Origin of the sequence: Undibacterium sp. Ji22W, assembly GCF_049340305.1 — a bacterium.
Taxonomy (GTDB): Bacteria; Pseudomonadota; Gammaproteobacteria; order Burkholderiales; family Burkholderiaceae_D; genus Undibacterium.
Genome location: NZ_JBMPOU010000001.1, coordinates 979789 through 997827, shown reverse-complemented (window position 1 = coordinate 997827; position 18039 = coordinate 979789). Strand labels below are relative to the sequence as shown.

General features: G+C 44.6%; 18 protein-coding genes. 9 read left to right on the top strand and 9 right to left on the bottom strand.

What is annotated here, in order from left to right:
* Positions 1–38: 38 nt before the first annotated feature.
* Positions 39–1703, top strand: coding sequence for a GGDEF domain-containing protein (locus ACO0KW_RS04155; RefSeq protein ID WP_423050930.1), 1665 nt, complete (start codon positions 39–41; stop codon positions 1701–1703).
* Between the two features lie 117 nt (positions 1704–1820).
* Here ACO0KW_RS04155 and ACO0KW_RS04150 read toward each other — a convergent pair whose 3' ends face one another.
* The 8 genes from ACO0KW_RS04150 to ACO0KW_RS04115 form a co-directional block, all read right to left on the bottom strand.
* Positions 1821–2570 carry a cephalosporin hydroxylase family protein gene (locus ACO0KW_RS04150; RefSeq protein ID WP_423050928.1) on the bottom strand — a complete coding sequence of 250 codons (750 nt, stop codon included), beginning with the start codon at positions 2568–2570 and terminating at the stop codon, positions 1821–1823.
* Positions 2567–3382, bottom strand: coding sequence for an NAD-dependent epimerase/dehydratase family protein (locus tag ACO0KW_RS04145; RefSeq protein WP_423050926.1), 816 nt, complete (start codon positions 3380–3382; stop codon positions 2567–2569). The genes ACO0KW_RS04150 and ACO0KW_RS04145 overlap by 4 nt, the downstream gene beginning before the upstream one ends.
* Positions 3379–3867, bottom strand: a complete 489-nt coding sequence (locus ACO0KW_RS04140) for an acyltransferase (protein ID WP_423050924.1) — start codon at positions 3865–3867, stop codon at positions 3379–3381. The genes ACO0KW_RS04145 and ACO0KW_RS04140 overlap by 4 nt, the downstream gene beginning before the upstream one ends.
* Before the next feature lie 36 nt (positions 3868–3903).
* A complete protein-coding gene (locus ACO0KW_RS04135; protein WP_423050922.1) occupies positions 3904–5124 on the bottom strand; it encodes a methyltransferase domain-containing protein in 1221 nt (406 codons plus the stop codon).
* The gene (locus tag ACO0KW_RS04130) at positions 5121–5684 is read right to left on the bottom strand and encodes a dTDP-4-dehydrorhamnose 3,5-epimerase family protein (protein WP_423050920.1); all 564 of its coding nucleotides are present in this window, start codon (positions 5682–5684) and stop codon (positions 5121–5123) included. The genes ACO0KW_RS04135 and ACO0KW_RS04130 overlap by 4 nt, the downstream gene beginning before the upstream one ends.
* Before the next feature lie 100 nt (positions 5685–5784).
* Entirely contained in the window at positions 5785–6885 is a 1101-nt protein-coding gene (gene rfbG, locus ACO0KW_RS04125) for a CDP-glucose 4,6-dehydratase (RefSeq protein WP_423050918.1), read from the bottom strand.
* Positions 6849–7619, bottom strand: a complete 771-nt coding sequence (gene rfbF, locus ACO0KW_RS04120; protein ID WP_423050916.1) for a glucose-1-phosphate cytidylyltransferase — start codon at positions 7617–7619, stop codon at positions 6849–6851. Before rfbF ends, rfbG begins: the two co-directional genes overlap by 37 nt.
* Complete coding sequence (locus ACO0KW_RS04115; protein WP_423050914.1) at positions 7616–9820, bottom strand: tetratricopeptide repeat protein; 2205 nt, start codon at positions 9818–9820, stop codon at positions 7616–7618. Before ACO0KW_RS04115 ends, rfbF begins: the two co-directional genes overlap by 4 nt.
* Positions 9821–10232: 412 nt before the next feature.
* Here ACO0KW_RS04115 and ACO0KW_RS04110 point away from each other — a divergent pair, with 412 nt between their 5' ends.
* The 8 genes from ACO0KW_RS04110 to ACO0KW_RS04075 all read left to right on the top strand — a co-directional run bounded on the left by ACO0KW_RS04110 (position 10233) and on the right by ACO0KW_RS04075 (position 17552).
* The gene (locus ACO0KW_RS04110; RefSeq protein ID WP_423050912.1) at positions 10233–11723 is read left to right on the top strand and encodes a flagellin; all 1491 of its coding nucleotides are present in this window, start codon (positions 10233–10235) and stop codon (positions 11721–11723) included.
* Between the two features lie 92 nt (positions 11724–11815).
* Positions 11816–12190: a flagellar protein FlaG gene (locus ACO0KW_RS04105; protein ID WP_423050910.1), complete on the top strand. Its 375-nt coding sequence runs from the start codon at positions 11816–11818 to the stop codon at positions 12188–12190.
* A 147-nt stretch (positions 12191–12337) separates the two neighbouring features.
* Positions 12338–14353: a flagellar filament capping protein FliD gene (fliD, locus tag ACO0KW_RS04100; RefSeq protein ID WP_423050908.1), complete on the top strand. Its 2016-nt coding sequence runs from the start codon at positions 12338–12340 to the stop codon at positions 14351–14353.
* An 11-nt stretch (positions 14354–14364) separates the two neighbouring features.
* Positions 14365–14838, top strand: a complete 474-nt coding sequence (gene fliS, locus ACO0KW_RS04095; protein WP_423050906.1) for a flagellar export chaperone FliS — start codon at positions 14365–14367, stop codon at positions 14836–14838.
* 3 nt (positions 14839–14841) lie between these two features.
* A complete protein-coding gene (locus ACO0KW_RS04090; RefSeq protein WP_423050904.1) occupies positions 14842–15177 on the top strand; it encodes a flagellar protein FliT in 336 nt (111 codons plus the stop codon).
* A 3-nt stretch (positions 15178–15180) separates the two neighbouring features.
* Entirely contained in the window at positions 15181–16479 is a 1299-nt protein-coding gene (locus ACO0KW_RS04085; protein WP_423050902.1) for a flagellar hook-length control protein FliK, read from the top strand.
* Positions 16466–16771: an EscU/YscU/HrcU family type III secretion system export apparatus switch protein gene (locus ACO0KW_RS04080; RefSeq protein ID WP_423050900.1), complete on the top strand. Its 306-nt coding sequence runs from the start codon at positions 16466–16468 to the stop codon at positions 16769–16771. Before ACO0KW_RS04085 ends, ACO0KW_RS04080 begins: the two co-directional genes overlap by 14 nt.
* A gap of 19 nt (positions 16772–16790) precedes the next feature.
* A complete protein-coding gene (locus ACO0KW_RS04075; RefSeq protein WP_423050898.1) occupies positions 16791–17552 on the top strand; it encodes a flagellar brake protein in 762 nt (253 codons plus the stop codon).
* Between the two features lie 46 nt (positions 17553–17598).
* On the opposite strand, the gene fliE is transcribed toward ACO0KW_RS04075, so the two are convergent.
* The gene (gene fliE, locus ACO0KW_RS04070; protein ID WP_423050896.1) at positions 17599–17973 is read right to left on the bottom strand and encodes a flagellar hook-basal body complex protein FliE; all 375 of its coding nucleotides are present in this window, start codon (positions 17971–17973) and stop codon (positions 17599–17601) included.
* Between the last annotated feature and the right edge of the window lie 66 nt (positions 17974–18039).

Sequence of the window (18039 nt, the reverse complement as noted above, 5' to 3'; positions counted from 1 at the left end):
ACCGCAACAATTTCATTGATTTTTGCTGAAAGCGCATCATGTCCGACAAGCAAAACACGACAGCTCCGAAGTCCCCTACCGATATCGCCCGTGAAACCTTCAAACGACTTGCATTGGAGCGTATCGCGCCAACACCTGAAGCGTACCGAAAAATCTACGTAGAGATTTCCGGAGATGTCGAAGATCCTTCTTCCAAGACGGACGTTTCAAAAGTACAGGTTCCAAATCCGACATCCTCTGAAGCAGAAAATCTATTAAGTGATTTTGCCAAATCCCTACAAAAATCAAGCGGTGACTTGGCAAGTTTCGGACATCGTTTTGGACGAGCATTAGCGTCAAAAAATTGGAGTGAATACGCAAAGGCTCTCAGCGAACTTGCGGAGAAAGTAATTGCAAAACCAAGTACCATAAACCTTAGTAGTCTTGTCGATCCGTTACCGCTTTCGGCAGCACCGCCACCAAAAAAGATCTCCTTAGTCGACGACGATGGCGCCCCAAATCAAAAAGAATCCATACTAAGAGATCTCCTTTTTAGAACCTTAAGTATGGCACTGACATCGTTACTCAAAACTACGCCGCAATTGGCGGAGGAATCAGGTTCAATTAGCCAGGCAATTAAAGTAGCAGGGAGCGAATCCGAACTTAATCACATTGGTGCGCGCCTCAAGCAGCTGTGCTTTCAGATTGAATTAAAGAGCGGCGACACAGCAGAACAACAGGAGCTGTTACTCCGGCTCTTCGCATTATTACTAGAAAATGTGCGTGAATTACTTGATGATGACAATTGGCTACGTGGACAAATTGAAGTCGTACAGAACCTGATCGCTGGGCCCATCGACCATCGCGCGCTGCAAGAAGCAACTCGTAGCCTAAAAGATGTGATCTATAAACAAGGTGTACTCAAGCACAGTCTTGCTAAATCGAAAACCTCGGTCAAAAATATGATGGCGACCTTCATTGATCGCCTCGATGTTATGACCAATTCAACCTCCATTTACCAAGAAAAAATTGATCAATACTCACAAAAGATTAGCAATACTCGTGATTTGCATGAAGTAGAAGATATTATTCACGGTATCCTGAACGAAACACAGACCATACAAAGTGAGGCAAGTCGATCACAGCAAATCATGTTGGCGGCACAGAAGGAAGTCAAAGAAGCGGAAGTCAGAATCAAAGAATTGGAAGATAAACTCGCGCAAATGAGCGAGTTGGTCAGAGAGGATCAACTTACCGGAAGTCTAAACCGACGCGGTTTGGATGATGTATTTGAGCGTGAAGCCGATCGTGCGGATCGTCGCGGCAACCCGATGTGCGCAGCCATGTTAGATCTCGATAATTTCAAAAAATTGAATGATACGCATGGCCATGCAGCGGGTGACGAGGCTCTGATTCATGTCGTCCGAATCGTCAAACAAACCCTAAGATCAATCGACGTGATCGCTCGTTATGGTGGAGAAGAATTTCTGATCGTCATGCCAGAAACAAGCCTTGAAGAGGCTGCGCGTGCAATGACCCGCGTACAACGTGAACTTACCACGCATTTTTTTACAGCCAATGATCAACGCTTATTCATTACGTTTAGCGCTGGCGTTGCGCTACGTGCACCACACGAAGCGCAGGATTCCGTTGTTAAACGCGCAGATAAGGCGATGTACGAAGCGAAAAAATCTGGAAAAAATCGGGTAACTGTGGCGAAGTAAGTTCAAACCTATTAGGGCACATCGAAACTCACAACAAGCAAAAGACGGGCCAAACGAAAAGCGGCATCATTGCCGCTTTTTTCTGCGCCCCGGTCTGGGGACCATTTTTATTGGGCCTTAGTTGATACGCTTCAAAAAACCATCCGGTGCAACCGTAATCTGTAACTTGTGGTGCATATTGGCATCAATTACAAACTCCGAATGGGATTCCAAATATTTATGCACAGCCGTCTTCGGACTATTACCTGGACTCCACGGGCGGTTATCAAATACATCAGCGGGTACGTCCTCAACAAAGGTATCAAACACGACACAATAGCTATCTTTGCTGACCAAACCTGCGTAGGCATTCAATTCTGCCAGCACGTGTTCGTGAGTGTGATTTGAATCCAAAAAGACCAACACTTTCTTTTTATCTTTGACCAGCTCATGCACTTTCGCAACGATGTCATCTGCCACGCTAGATCCCTGCAACATCGTAATGCGCTTTGACATAGGATGCTGCAAGATCGCTTCGCGATTGTGCTCACGAATGTCGATATCAATACCAATCACGAAAGCCTCAGGATTACCGCCGCAGGCAGCATTCAATTCTAATAGGGAAGCGGAATAAATAATCGATCCCCCATGCGCAATGCCTGTCTCGATGATGACATCAGGCTGCACGGTCCAAATCAATTCTTGCATCGCCATCATATCAATAGGATTTTGAATAATCGGTCTACCTAACCACGAAAAATTGTAGACGTATTGGCGACGCATGCTTTGCTCCAACCAATCTCTCGATTGTTTTTGAAATTCGACATCTTGTGCCAAAGCCTCTACACGTGCTTCTCGTTCTTTTTCGAATTGCTGTATTGGATTCATAATGTCTCACCATAATGTTGAAGAAGACTTGGCAAATCACGCACCAAATCACAAGTTCTACTACCAAATTTTGCTTTTATTTTTTGCGTATCAATACGCGGAAATTTAATTGACGGTGCATTCGACTCAAATTCACAAACCACACTGGTATTTGTCAAAAAATCGGCGATCATTTGATTCGAAACATTCACACCTGAAGCCAAGTTAAAAATGCCATTGCCACCATCTAATGCTATGTGAGGTAAAGCTGTGACGACATCATGCACAGAAATATAATCTTTTTCAGATTCTGGCGCGCTACGAAATCGCACATGTTTATGTCGTGCTGCGGCATTCAATATTTCTGCCAAAAAATTTTGCTCCGGCATCTGCAAACCATAGACGTTGGACAGACGCGCGATGCGAACTGAACGTCCACTCTGCAAACACAAGCTTTCCCCCATCAATTTAGAGAGATTATAAAGATCACCGGCGACTTCAGGATTGACCAATAAAGTTGTATTTTCAGAAGTTGATGCCGCATTTGCGTAAACACGTGTGCTTGACAAATAAGTCAATGAATCAAACTCACCCAACTTCAGCCATTGCGCCAAATAGCTAACGTGCGCTTCTACAGTATCAAATGGACGTTCACGAAAATCAGCCGTCAGACCAGCGCAATAAAAAATATGCCCCACGTGCCTTTTAGGAATCGTTAAATCTGTTCTTGAAATCACATCGCAAACCCATCCTTCAGCGCGTAAATGTGCATCCAAATGACGTCCGACGAATCCATGCCCACCAATCAATGTTGCTAGCGGCTTCAAACTCATTCACGCCACCCCAGATGTTTTAGTGGATTGCCAGCCTGAATTGAGTATGCAGGAATTTCACCGCGAACTAAAGAGCCGGCGCCGATCACACAGCCTGTGCGCAAAATCGCACCGTCAAGAATCACCACATTCGCACCTATCCAAACATCATCCTCAATCACAATACCACCACGACTAGGCAAAAATCCTTGCTGATTAATCCGACGTGATTTGTCTTTATACGCATGATTCACAGGCGCGAACGTGCAATTGGCTGCAATCGCGACATCATTTCCTATTTGAATTCCATTCCCGGTATATAAAACGCAACCGGAATTAATTACAGTTCTCTCACCTACGGTTAGATCTCCACTTCCCCCAGCAGGTTTTATTTTTACAAAACTATCCAGGCTAGCGTGCGCAGCAATCACGATACGAGTGCCACGTATCGAATCTTCGATATCGGCAAGTTTAGAAACCTTAGCAAGTGGATGAATTTCAATCAAGGCGACTACTCCCCAATAGATATCTTTTACTACCCTTCAAAATATTCTCAATTGCGGAATGGCAATCACAAACTGTGCGCCCCATTCGCGTACAAAAGATAATTCTTGCGTGATTTCCTGTTCCAAATTCCACGGAAAAATAATAATTCGATCTGGGCGCTGTTGCTTCAAGTATTCAATATCAACAATAGGCACGCGACTACCAGGCAGATATTTATTTTGCTTCTGTGGATTTTTATCGACAACAAATTGCATCAAATCGTTACGTATGCCTGCAAAATTTAAAAGCGTATTGCCTTTTGCTGCTGCGCCATATGCAGCAACTGATAATCCATCGCGCTTGAACTGAATTAATTGTTCAAGCAAAGCGTATTTCGCACGCTCAGCATTGTTTTGAAAATTAAGGTAAAAATCTCGACCTAACATACCGGCCAAGCGCTCTTGCTCAAGACAATCTGCGACACGCTCAGAAATCGCATGATGCGAACCGTTTTGTGCATAGACACGCAAGCTACCACCATGTGTACTTAACTGCTCCACATCGAATACATGCAAACCATTCGACTCAAATATTTTTTTCACCGCCGTCAAAGACAAGTAGGAATAATGTTCATGATAAGCCGTATCAAATTGATTCAACTGCACCATGTTCAATAAATGTGGAAATTCAAAAGTCGCAACGCCAGTTGGCTTTAATAAACATGCAAACCCACGTACAAAATCGTTGATATCAGGTACATGCGCCAACACATTATTTGCGGCGATCAAATCAGCTTGTTTTCCTTGCTCGCGTAAATGATTGCCCAATGCTTCACCGAAAAACTCTTCAACAATTTCTATGCCGCGCTGCTTCGCCACTGCCGCAGTGCTAGTCGTTGGCTCAATCCCATAGCATGGAATTCCTTGCGCTTGCACATACTGCAAAAGATAACCGTCGTTAGCCGCGATTTCTACGACTAAGCTATCCGCGGTCAATGAAAAACGTTCTTGCGTTGCCAGCACATAGGCTTTGGCATGCGCCAACCAGGAACTGGAATAAGAACTGAAGTAAGCGTAGTCTTCCGTGAACAATAATTCTCGTTGTGCAAAATCCTCTGTCTGTACCAAAAAACACGATTCGCACAATAACAAACGCAATGGAAAATAAGATTCTGGTAAGGACAATTGCGCTGGTGTTAAATACGAGTTGGAAGGCGGCGCAGTGCCTAAATCCAAACAGGCCACATCAAGCTGACTTGAGCAATGACGACATTTCAAAGTTTGACTCCTTCAAAATCTTCTGTAAGAAAAGCAAAAGCAAGATCGCGTTCGGATCTTTGCGCGATCGTTATTGGCCAGACTAACTGCAAGCGCGGATCTAAAATGTTCAAGCCTGCTTCGTTCAGTGGCGCATAAACCGCACTATGGCAATAAAACATATCAACGTTTTCGCTGAGAGTTTGAAATCCGTGTGCACACCCCGGTGGTATTAATACGCTGCGATGATTTTGTTCCGACAATTCGATCGTAACATGCTGTAAGAAGCTCGGCGATCCGTGTCGCAAATCGACCACGACATCCCATACTGCACCGCGAAAACACGACACTAGCTTACTTTCTGCAAACGGTGGCAGTTGATAATGCAAACCCCGCACCGCACCTTTCTGTGCTGTGAAGCTATGATTCACTTGAGCGATACCATTTTCCCAACCCAAGCTCAACATCGTTTCGGCACAAAATAGGCGTTCAAAAAAACCGCGCTCGTCACCACGCTGAACACGCTCGATCATGTACAAGCCTTGAATGGAGGTTGCCTGACTCTGTAATCCGCTACTCATGCTCACATGAATTCCCTTTGCTTCAACCAATCTGACTACAATCTAATTTCACTGCTAGCTTCAAAAAAATGGTTATTTCTTTGAAGCAGTTAAATGATCCCTATGCTGTGGCTAAATAGGATTCTATATCTGCTTCACACAAGGCAAGTGCATCGGCGCCATCTAAGTAGGCTTTATACCATTGCATGCTTTTATTAATAGCCTGTGCAAGTTGCCAGCGCGGACGTATCCCTAGTTGAGTTTGTGCCAGAGCCGTGTTTAGGTGTAACAAGTTTGCCTCATGTGGCCCTTCAATCAACTCGGCAAAATCGGTAGCACCATATCCAAACGCCTTTTGCGCATGTTCAATAACTTCGCGCACACTCACTGCATCGGCGGCATCGGGTCCAAAATTGTAAGCTTGCCCGAGCTCAGTCTGCCCACACATCCTTTGCGCCAAAATCAAATAGGCGCACAAGGGCTCTAAGACATGCTGCCATGGCCGGACTGCATCGGGTCGACGAATATCTAAAGTTTGATTGCTCTTCCAGGCACGAACTGCGTCCGGAATTAAACGATCAGCGGACCAATCGCCACCACCGATTACATTGCCAGCTCTCGCAGTCGCAACGCCAATGTGCTGCAAAAAGCATTGTCTATAGCTACCAACCAAAATCTCGGATGCGGCCTTACTAGCACTGTATGGATCATGTCCACCCAAATGATCGCTCTCTCGATACGAATGCCCTGTCTCATTATTCTTATACACTTTATCAGTGGTTACGATCACCATCGATTTGATAGAGGTTTGCGTCCTGGCAGCTTCTAATAAATTCAAAGTGCCAACAAAATTACTCGTCATCGTCTCAACGGGGTCAACATAACTTTGCCTGACTAAAGCTTGTGCTGCGAAATGAAAAACAATTTCAGGTTGTACTCTTTTTAACCATGCGTTCAATGCCGCAACATCACGTACGTCACCGATCTCGCTATCAATAAGCTCAGCCACTTTCGCACTAGTAAACAAATCCGGCGTCGTGGTAGGTGCCAAGGCGTAGCCATGCACCTGCGCACCTAAATGCGCTAATAGTATTGCCATCCAACTGCCTTTGAAGCCAGTATGACCAGTCAGCGCGACACGACGTCCGCGCCAGAAATGCGGATCTGGATTGACCAACGCAGCATTCACCAGCATTTCCAAGGTGCTCTCCCACTTTGCCATAAGTCTTCCAGCATATTTTTCTCGCGCAGCGTATCCATAGGCTGCCAAAAGCCGGCATGTTCGAAGGCCATCAGCTCCTGACTGCTTGCCAAACTTGCCAATGGCTCAGATTCCCAACTGGTCGCATCCTCAGCGATTAAATCGATAACCTTAGGCGACAAAACAAAAAATCCACCATTAATCCATCCACCATCTCCACGCGGCTTTTCGATAAATCCTTTGACGAAATCACCATCACGCTCCAACGCGCCAAACCGTCCAGGCGGCAATACGGCGGTTACGGTCGCCAATTTCCCATGCTGTTTATGAAATGCCAATTGCTCAGTGATATTCACATCCGACAAACCATCACCGTAGGTAAAGCAAAACGCTTCCTCGTCTTTTAGATACTTTGCCACCCGCTTTAAGCGCCCACCCGTCATGGTGTCGTCACCGGTATCGACCAATGTGACGCGCCATGGCTCAGCATGATGTTCATGGACTTCAACCTGATTGGTTTTCATATCAAAGGTAACATCGGACATGTGCAAGAAATAATTCGCGAAATATTCTTTGATCAAATAGCCTTTATAGCCGCAACAAATCACGAAATCATTTACCCCATGTGCGGAGTAGGTTTTCATGATGTGCCATAGAATGGGATGCCCACCAATATCAATCATAGGCTTAGGCTTTAAATGCGTCTCTTCGGAAATGCGCGTTCCTAATCCACCTGCTAAGATCACTGCTTTCATGCTGCACCTTTCTCACAATAGAGTTGCCACATTTGACGATAGGCTTTTTCTACAGACCGCGCAAATGCATCTTCGTTCATTAACATTGATGCCTCCATTTCTTGGCGCATGGTTTTACGCATTCGTATCAGCCCGTCAACGTCATGAGCCAGAATGATCGCCTTTTGTGCGTATTCCTCTTCACTCGTAGCAATCCACTCAGGACGTCCCATGCCCACTAATACGCTGGAACCAATACGTCCGACTGGTGGTCGGTCCTGCAAGGTAACGAATGGAATGCCCATATACAAAGTTTCCAACAATGTTGTCCCAGAATTATGCGGGAAACAATCCAGACCAATATCGATACGCTTTAAGACTTCCCATGACGGCGAACTAAACCCGATATCCAAGCGTGAACGCTCAATCCCATACTGCATAAAGCGCGATGCCATTTCTTCCTGCACTAAAGGGTCTTTGAAGTCACCACTATTAATCACCAAACGTGAATTTGGCATCGCATCTAAAATCGCTGCCCAAATTCGTACGACACGATGATTAATCCTAGTAGTTCTCGATAGGCTGCCGAATGTCACAATGCCGGTTTGACTAGCAGGCGAATCATTCAATATCGCTAGACGCGTATCGGGTCGGTACACATACGCAGGACCATCTAAACGCCAAATTTTTTCAGAAAACAAATGATCGCAATCGTCGGTGACACTTGGACTGTCTGTCATAAAGTAATCAACCGCACTTAAGCCAGTGGTGTAACCATACTCCAACCAATGCAAAGAAACAGGCGCAGGCTTTTGCGCGAAAATCATCAAACGGTTTGAGTTGGTATGTCCTGACACATCAATCAGGATATCGATGCCATCAGCACGAATGCGCTCTACAGCTTGATCATCCGTCATACTACGAATAGGTATCCAATGATCGACGAGTTTTTTATAATGCTCTGTCACCTCGTCTTCAAATGGAATTTGTGCATAAGCAAAGATTTCCACCTGGCTTCGATCATGCTTTTCTAGCAACGGAATCAAAAAGTATTTGCAAACTTGATTATAAAAAGATTGACAGACATACCCTATTTTGAGGCGTTTTCCTGGTACTTTATCGTTGGTAAATGCCTGCCATTTATCTCTGAACTGTATGGCAAACCGCTGATCAAACTCTCTATATGCATTGAAAATGACTTCCGCAGACAAATCAGGGTGGTAGTTCAAGCAAAATAAGACGTTGGTGTAAACTTTTCGATTGAAGGTCGAATGTTCATCTGTTCTAAAAGAAACAGCTTGAATATAGGCCTCAATTGCAGCATCAAGATATCCACCATCTCTTAACGCATCACCATAAGCCGCCCAAATTTCTGGAATTTTGTCATTTAATTGAATTGCGCTGTTGCTACAGTCGATCGCTTGCTGGATTTGTCCAGCATGTCTATAAGCCTCAATTAAATTAGGGTAAACCTGATGCAAATCAGGCTGGATCTGTAATGCCTGATGATAAACCTCTATCGCCGATTCGCATCGATCCAAAGACCGATAAGTCAATCCTAAATTATTGTATAAATAGGCCATCCCTGGGGCTAACTGAATCGCCCTAGAAAAACTCTCGATTGCTTCTTCATATCTGCCTAAGAAACGATATGCATTCCCCAGATTATTGTAGGCGGTTGCCATTTCTGGTGCTATAGCAACTGTGCGTTGCAAAATTTCCAAAGACTCGGCACAACGCTCGAGAGAAGTTAATGAGCACGCAAGATTATTCAACACATGTGGATTGTTCGGCAAGATTTTCTCAGCATGCAAAGCTGCGTCGTACGCGGCTTCAAACTTCTGTTGCTCTAAGCATGCAATTGATAAGTAATCCCAGGCGATCCCATCTTTGGGTCGCAAGTTGACCAACCAGCGACTAGCCTGCTCTAAGAGTGCATATGATTTTCGCGTTACGAAACGATTCAAAATAGTGTAATACGCCTTTGAATCAATCACCATCTTGTGCGAAATAGAAAACGCCTTCTGCAAATGCGCAATCGCATCTTCATCTTGGTCGCAATTAAAATAAACTTTGGACAACAATAGATGGGCCTCTTCATTTAAAGGGAAGCGTTGAATCACCCTTAAAGCGACTTGTTTAGCTTCTTCTAATTTGCCCGCTTTTATGCAGGCTTGAGCTTCACGCAAGACTACTTTTGGATCAAAACCAGATTTACTCATCGCATACTCTTTCGTTTATGGGTTAGCCATCAAAGTCTAGCTATCTTTTACCAGTTAATCTCTAAATTCACAATTCACGACACAAGTTGAACAACATCACGGGCGCACTACTTGCGCATCGAGAACAGAAATTGCCGACTTTTTAGCATTTTACAAACAAAGTTTCACATCAGATCGAACAAAAAGAAGCTAAAAAATTGTTCAAATCAGGCCTTAAGTATTTTTAAAAGCTGTCGTCTAACGGATTAACAAAAAAAACTTAAGCACAAAAATTAATATTTATTTTGAGCAATTTCCTCAATTTTTTTATTTCCCGCCCGTTACCTGTTTCAACGACGGTGCAATGGTCAACAAGACAGACCGAAGTTCAAGCTAAACGTCGAGTCGAATTAACCAAGTTAGGAGAACCATCATGGCTTCATATATCAATACCAACATCGCGTCTTTAAATGCACAACGCAATTTATCGACATCCCAAAGTTCATTGAACACATCCTTGCAACGCTTGTCTTCTGGCTTGCGTATTAATAGCGCAAAAGACGATGCAGCAGGTTTGGCAATCTCTGAGCGTTTGACGTCACAAATCGGTGGTTTGAATCAAGCTGCTCGTAATGCTAATGACGGTATCTCTCTCGCTCAAACGGCTGAGGGCGCTTTAACTCAAATTGGCTCTAACTTACAACGTATTCGTGACTTGGCTGTTCAGTCTGCCAATGCATCTAATAGTGTTACTGACCGTGCAGCGTTGAACAATGAAGCTTCACAGTTGATTTCTGAAATTAACCGCGTTGCTAGCAATACTAACTTCAACGGCGTTAATCTTCTGGATGGTTCTTTCTCTGCACAAACTTTCCAAGTTGGTGCAGACGGCACAGCTAATGATCAAATTAGCATCGCTTCGATCGCCAGTGCAAAATCCTCTGCTTTAGGTGTTGGTGCATCGTCTAGTTATGCGACAACAGTAGCAGGCGCAGGCGCAGTCACTACGACAGCCTTAGCCGCTGGCGAACTCTCTATTAATGGTTTCCAAGTTGGCGCATCAGCTGCAGACGGTGTTTCCTTCTCTAATTCTACTGGTAGTGGTATCTCAAAAGCTGCTGCGATTAATGCGATTAGTGGTAGCACAGGCGTAACAGCCACTGTTGGTTCAACTACTGTAGCAGGTACAGCTTCAACTAGTGCAACAGCAATTGCATCAGGCGACCTTACTATCAACGGTGTGAACTTAGGCGCTTTGAATGCATCTACATCTGGAGCACAACGCGGTGCTCAGGTCGCAGCAGCAGTCAATGCAATTAGTACACAAACTGGTGTTACAGCGACATTCAACACTACAACTGGTGCGGTTGCACTGGCTGCAACTGATGGCCGCAACATCACAGTAACAGCAAGCACCAATGCTGCTGCCGCTGCGGCGAATACAGGTATTACTGTATCTGCCACCGGTGCAACAGATGTTTCAACCTCCACTTTGAGCCTATCCTCAAGTAGCTCAGCTGGTGTGACTTTGGCAAATGGTACAGGCACTGGTTTGACAGCAGCCAATTTGACTGGCGGCTTCACTTCAGCAACAGTGACAGTTGGCGCAGGTGTGTCCTCACTGAACCTGGGTACAGCAGCGGGGGCGACCGCAGCGTTGACCACCATCGATGCCGCATTGCAATCAATCAATACGTCTCGAGCTTCTTTAGGTGCTTACCAAAACCGTTTCTCATCGGCGGTTTCGAGCTTGCAAACAACCTCTGAAAACTTGACAGCTTCACGTAGCCGTATCCGTGACGCAGACTTCGCTTCTGAAACAGCAACACTGACACGTGGTCAAGTATTGCAACAAGCAGGTACAGCGATCTTGGCTCAGGCAAATGCGTTACCGCAAGGCGTGTTGGCTCTGTTAAGAGGTTAAACAATAATGTAGAGCATCACATTATTCATTGATGTAGACTGTCCCCTGCCCAAGTTCTTTGGTCGGGGGAATTTTACTTAAAGGAAAAGATCATGGACATTCAATCGATAGGCAGAAATTCGCCGTCAGGATCACTGATCACAGAAAAACTTCCGCCCCCTCCTTCCACCGCTATCGCTAACACTCAGAACGCGACTGCAGCAGAAACATCGACTGCAGTGACTCAAGCGGCGAAATCACCTACTGCAAGTGAAATCAACAAAGCAGTAAGCGATATTAATAAGATCATACAGTCGACAAACCAAAATCTTGAATTTACTGTTGATAATGACGCGAATGAGGTCATCGTCAAAGTTGTCGATCAACAGACAAAAGAAGTTTTGCGACAAATTCCTACTCAGGAAGCGCTAGAGATAGCTAAATCACTCGATAAATTGCAGGGACTACTAATTAAACAAGAAGCTTGAGCTGCTCCGCTTACCTTTGACCATGCACATTGCTAGCTACGCGGCCAGTATTGCAAGGCGAAAATAGATAGGTAAATGTCCCTCTAAAGTCTGATTTGCTTTTGCCGTTAACTTGTATAGTAACGATACTTACAAAAGGGGAACGTGGTGGGCATACAATCAACCGGAGTTGGCTCTAACTTAGATGTGAATAGTCTCATCACTAAGTTGATGCAGATAGAGAGTCAGCCATTAACGACCCTAGCAAAAAAAGAAGCGAGTTATCTTGCGAAACTAACGGCCTACGGATCTTTAAATGGAGCACTTAGCTCATTTCAAAGTAGTTTTGTTGGATTAAATAGTACCGCTGCTTTTCAAAATCTGACTGCGAATGTCGGAGATGCCTCTATATTAAGTGCAAGCACGACCAGTGTTGCAACTGCAGGCAATTACAACGTCAACGTTACTCAACTGGCGAAAGCACAAACCATTTCGAGCGCGGGTCAAGTCAGCACCACAGATACTATCGGTTCAGGAGCTTCGACGACAATCTCATTTCAGTTTGGCACCATCAGCGGCGGAACCTCAAGCAATGGTGTTTATACTGGAGCCAGTTTCGTACAGGATGCGAATCAAGCAATTGGTACTATCACCATTAACAGCGCAAACAATTCTTTGCAAGGTATTCGTGATGCCATCAATTCTGCTGGCGCAGGCGTCAGTGCATCGATCGTTGGTGATGGTTCTGCCACGCCGTATCACTTGGTTCTAAGTTCGAATAAAACTGGTTTGACCTCTAGTTTAAAAATTGATGTGAGCGGCGATGCCACATTGCAGTCATTACTAACGTACAACCCGGCCGGTACACAAAATCTAACTGAAACGACGACTGGGCAGAATGCGAACTTGTCGATCAATGGCATTAATATTACCAGTGCGTCAAATACGGTTAATGATGCTATACAAGGTGTACCGATAACACTTTCAAAAGTCGGAAGCACGACACTTGCATTAAACAATAATACATCCGGCGTATTAAATTCTATAAACACCTTTGTTAAAGGTTATAACGACCTCCAAGCGACTTTTAAGTCGCTGACCGGTTACGATTCATCCACAAAAAAAGGTGGTGCCTTGACTGGTGATGCTGCCGCTCGTGGTGCGCAGTCCCAAGTAAGAAATGCCTTGTCTTCTGCGGTCAATGGTTTAGGTGGAAGTATTACGACACTATCATCGATAGGCATTAGCTTTCAAAAAGATGGCACATTAAGTGTTGATTCGACTAAATTACAAGCAGCAGTAAATTCCAATTTCAAAGAAATCAGTGGCCTATTCGCTACGATAGGCAAAGCGACGGATAGCTTGGTCAGTTACAGCACATCCAGCACGACAACAGCACAAGGTAGTTATGCTCTAAATGTGTCGGCATTAGCCACTCAGGGAAGTCTGACCGGCGATTTAGATCTGACAGCAGGCAGCACTACTATCGATCCGAGCACCAGCATCAATGTCACGGTGGACGGCACTAGCGCTGCCGTATCACTTGCGGCTGGCACTTATACCGCTAGCCAACTAACGACGTTATTGCAAACCTCAATTAACGGCAACAGCGCTTTCACAAGCGCGGGCATAAAAATTGCTGCCTCTACGACTGGCGGCGGTTTTCTAAAGTTGACTTCAAATAGCTATGGCAGTACATCAAATGTTACTCTGGCCAATGGTACTGGAACTGGCATATCAACGCTAACGGGAACGATTTTTAGCGGTGCACCTGGAACAAACGTTACCGGAACTTTTAATGGCGTTGCTGCGACAGGAGCGGGACAGTTTTTAACTGGTAATGCGGGTTCTGCGGCGGATGGTTTGAAAGTTATCGTTGCGGGCGGCTCGACTGGAGATCGAGGCACAGTTCACTTTTCTAAAGGTTACGCAAGTCAATTGAATAGTCTATTCGGGACTATTACGGGAAGCGGCGGCAGTATTGCCAGCACCACTGACGGCGTCAACCGCTCTATAAAAGACATCGGAAAACAAAGGGAAGTGCTCAATAGCCGGCTGATTGATACTGAGGCACGTTACCGAGCTCAATTTACCGCGTTAGATAGAATCATAAGCGGGTTAAATAACACGAGTGCATTTCTGACGCAGCAACTTTCCGCATTAACTGGCAGCAGCAGTAAATAAAAAGGATTTTTATGTTTGGATCTTCTAACTCACATGGCGCAAATGCATACGCAAAAGTTGGCATCGAAACGGGCGTTATCTCTGCCAGCCCACATAAGCTGATAGTGATGCTTTACGACGGTGCAATAGTTGCATTAAACAACGCAGTTCAGCACATGAAAAATAGCGACATCCCAGCAAAAGGCCATTCCATTTCAAAAGCTATCGCTATTATTGAAAATGGTCTGCGTGCTAGTCTGGATAAAAAGGCAGGCGGTGAAATTGCAGAAAGTTTGGATGCCTTGTATGAATACATGAGCAATCGCCTATTGCAAGCCAATATGAGTAACCAGCCAGAAGGATTAGTCGAAGTACAAAATTTACTGCGTGATCTGAAATTTTCGTGGGAAGCAATTGCTCCAAACAATAATCAAATCAATGCAGAAGTCCCACCACCGCCTGCTGATCCGCTCGCTCCACGTCGCGCAACTTTTTTTAAGGCATAAACCATGAATAGTTTTGAATTGATTAATGTGTATGAAAAAGTCGCGCAGATTACTGCAGATATGCTGCTAGCGGCAAGAGCTAATGACTGGGAATTATTAAGTCAATTAGAAGACAATTGCAGTGGTCAAATCAGTACCTTGAAAGAATTTGAAGGACCGACTGAATTACCTATAGAATTGAAGACAAAGAAAATCATGATCATTAAACAGATTCTTGCAGACGATCGTGCCATTCGTGACATCACCGAGCCATGGATGCAAAATCTTGCCAATCTCATGAAGAGTTCCAGTACAAGTCGAAAACTTTCTCAAAGCTATGGTGCCAATCAAATTGGATAGTGAATGTCCATTAATTTCCCACGTTTAGATCCAAACCTTATTATTACAACTGGTGTTGAAGGTCCCACTAGCATCAAGCCAATTGAGGCGATCAAACAAGATGCGATACAGAAACTCTTTCAAAATGGCATAGGAAAACAGATCCAAGGCGAAGTGTTAGCGAAATTGGGGGACGGCAGTTTCGTCGCAAATGTTAATGGTACGCCAATGCGCTTGGCACTCCCGACTGAAACGCAAATCGGTGCCAAGCTCTCGCTCACACTTTTACACTTGACACCCCGGCCTGTTTTTTTACTCAATGGACAGCATCAAGTCGCGTTACTTAACAATGAAAAAGCGCCTCAAGCCAACAGTTTAACGCTGCGTCACGCTAAAGAAATAGGTCAAGACAGTTATCTGCAAACCTCACCAGACTTAGGTGTAGACCTTCAGAAGTCATCAACTGCTCAAGCAAACAAAAACTCTACATCGCAAACCAATATAGCCAAATCAGAAGCGCCATCGATGTCGCAGTTGGATACGGTCTCAAATTTTTACGATACAAAAAAACCAATCATTGACGCTATTTCCAATCAATTTGTCGCTCCAGAAAATGTCAGTTCAAAGACAGAACTTAGTACAGCAGGTCAGTTGATCAATAAATTACTCCAGGAAACTAGCCAATCAGCGAAGGAATTAAGCATTTCGGGGAAAACACCATTACTGACTGAGATCTCTCCCTTGCCCTCGGGAACACAGTTGGCACGGCACTTAGAAACACAATTACGTCAAAACATCAGCAACAGCGGTCTATTTTATGAATCGCATGTCGTAGATTGGGTTATCGGCAAGAAAACTAAAGATCAACTACAAAACGAACCACAAGCACAAATAGCGTTGAATTTAGAAAACTCCCTCCTTACAGATAGCGAGAATCAACAGCATACAAATTTGGCACAAATAATTCATCAGCAATTAGATGTTCTAGAACACCAAAAACTCAGTTGGTCTGGACAGCTTGCCACCGAAATACCGATGCAATGGACTATAGAAGAGTCGCCACCAGACTCCCACTCACCTCTCGCTCAAAACTCGGTAGATAGTCAGCGCTGGCATAGTTATTTGCGGGTTGAGCTGCCCAATCTCGGGATAGTCGCGGTACAAATCAATTTAGATTCTGGAAAATTTCAACTCGATATGCAAGGAGAAAATCTCGCTGCAATACCTATTCTACGAGCGCATTTTGGAACGCTAAAAGATGCTGTAGAGAGTACCGGAACAACGATTCAGTCCATCACGGCACGGCATCATGAGCAAATCTGACCAACCTATTAGAAGTGCTGTTGCTCTAAGCTATGGACAAGAAGATAAGGCGCCCAAAATTGTCGCCAAAGGAAAAGGGCTAGTGGCAGAAGAGATCATTGCACGCGCTAATGAGCACGGCGTCTTTATCCATCAGTCGCAAGAGTTGGTTAGTTTGTTGATGAAAGTCGATTTAGATGACAACATCCCGCCTGCGCTGTATCGAGTGGTTGCAGAACTACTCGCTTGGCTATACCATATTGAGAACGAGCTAAGCGCATCCAAACCGCCGCCACAACCACCATTACAATAATCAAAAGATAAGAAGCTCTATGCAAGCCACATTCCCATCATTAGGAACCGAAAACCAAAGCCCATACCAAGTTGAATCTAGAAGAGAAATCATCGCTTTGTTGCGTGGCTTCAAAGAAAAAAATCAATTAATTAGTATGTACATCAATAATGGTTCTGAAGCATTTATTACGTCAATACTTGATGTTGATGACACCAATAACACTGTGATCATTGATAGTGCCCCTAATAACGAAGCCAATCAAAGGATTGTAGAGGCGTCTCAGGTTTTTTTTGATGGTTTGCTCGACAGAATCAGCATTCAATTCTCGTCATCCAGATTGCAGAGGACGACATTTGAGCGTCGACCCGCCCTGCAAATGCCGATTCCGGCTACTTTGATCCGCCTGCAACGACGTGAAAACTATCGGATAAACACTCCCGTATCTCACCCGATCAAGTGCTTAATTCCAATTGAAATTGAATCAATCGCACAGACCGCTCGATTTTCACTCGTTGACATCAGCTGTGGTGGAATTGCCTTACTAGATGATCACCGCTTATTAAATATTACGGTTGGTTCACGCTATGCGGACTGCCAGATTAACTTGCCGGGGATTGATGCGATTGAGAGCCTACTTGAAATTCGCAACTCACAAGACTTGACGTTATTAAATGGCAGAACAACGCGCCGGATTGGCTGTGAATTTGTGAATCTGTCTAGCCGAACTCTGGCAAACGTACAGCGTTACATTATGAATTTAGAACGTGAACGCAATGCCAAAATCACTGGCATTAGCTAGTACAGATAAGATTTTTTTGATCTAAGTCGAAGTAATTCTGTGGCGCTTAAATTTGCATATTCATAATATCGTGATAGGCGCTCACCAACTTGTTCCGAACTTGTACTGTGGTTTGAAATGATATGCTCGCTTTCTGCATAGAGATCATCATGTCAGACATGCTGACACTATCATCCCCCATTGCAAATTTCTGCCCCATCTGCTGTGAGGAAAGTTGCGCTGCGTTGACTTGATCTAAGGATGATTTCAGTGCGTCTGCAAAATCCAACTTAGGCGTCGTCGCGGCTCCAGACCGTGACACCTCACCGGCACCTGCTTCCATTTTCGTCGCGGCTGCCTTTAGCTGCGCTACCATCGCATCGATCCGGCTCTTGTCTATGCCTCCGATATTCACTTGCACTCTCCACTTATTCAGATGCATGAAGCTTATCATCGAAAAAAAAAAGCTTATTTTGAATAAGACGGGTGAAATCACCGTTTTTCTCCC

Excerpts from the sequence above, each read along its gene's own strand:
- ACO0KW_RS04155 (WP_423050930.1), top strand. The coding sequence starts at position 39 with ATGTCCGACAAGCAAAACACGACAGCTCCGAAGTCCCCTACCGATATC.
- ACO0KW_RS04150 (WP_423050928.1), bottom strand. The coding sequence starts at position 2,570 with ATGAATCCAATACAGCAATTCGAAAAAGAACGAGAAGCACGTGTAGAG.
- ACO0KW_RS04145 (WP_423050926.1), bottom strand. The coding sequence starts at position 3,382 with ATGAGTTTGAAGCCGCTAGCAACATTGATTGGTGGGCATGGATTCGTC.
- ACO0KW_RS04130 (WP_423050920.1), bottom strand. The coding sequence starts at position 5,684 with ATGAGTAGCGGATTACAGAGTCAGGCAACCTCCATTCAAGGCTTGTAC.
- rfbG (WP_423050918.1), bottom strand. The coding sequence starts at position 6,885 with ATGGCAAAGTGGGAGAGCACCTTGGAAATGCTGGTGAATGCTGCGTTG.
- rfbF (WP_423050916.1), bottom strand. The coding sequence starts at position 7,619 with ATGAAAGCAGTGATCTTAGCAGGTGGATTAGGAACGCGCATTTCCGAA.
- ACO0KW_RS04115 (WP_423050914.1), bottom strand. The coding sequence starts at position 9,820 with ATGAGTAAATCTGGTTTTGATCCAAAAGTAGTCTTGCGTGAAGCTCAA.
- ACO0KW_RS04110 (WP_423050912.1), top strand. The coding sequence starts at position 10,233 with ATGGCTTCATATATCAATACCAACATCGCGTCTTTAAATGCACAACGC.
- ACO0KW_RS04105 (WP_423050910.1), top strand. The coding sequence starts at position 11,816 with ATGGACATTCAATCGATAGGCAGAAATTCGCCGTCAGGATCACTGATC.
- fliS (WP_423050906.1), top strand. The coding sequence starts at position 14,365 with ATGTTTGGATCTTCTAACTCACATGGCGCAAATGCATACGCAAAAGTT.
- ACO0KW_RS04090 (WP_423050904.1), top strand. The coding sequence starts at position 14,842 with ATGAATAGTTTTGAATTGATTAATGTGTATGAAAAAGTCGCGCAGATT.
- ACO0KW_RS04085 (WP_423050902.1), top strand. The coding sequence starts at position 15,181 with ATGTCCATTAATTTCCCACGTTTAGATCCAAACCTTATTATTACAACT.
- ACO0KW_RS04080 (WP_423050900.1), top strand. The coding sequence starts at position 16,466 with ATGAGCAAATCTGACCAACCTATTAGAAGTGCTGTTGCTCTAAGCTAT.
- ACO0KW_RS04075 (WP_423050898.1), top strand. The coding sequence starts at position 16,791 with ATGCAAGCCACATTCCCATCATTAGGAACCGAAAACCAAAGCCCATAC.
- fliE (WP_423050896.1), bottom strand. The coding sequence starts at position 17,973 with ATGCATCTGAATAAGTGGAGAGTGCAAGTGAATATCGGAGGCATAGAC.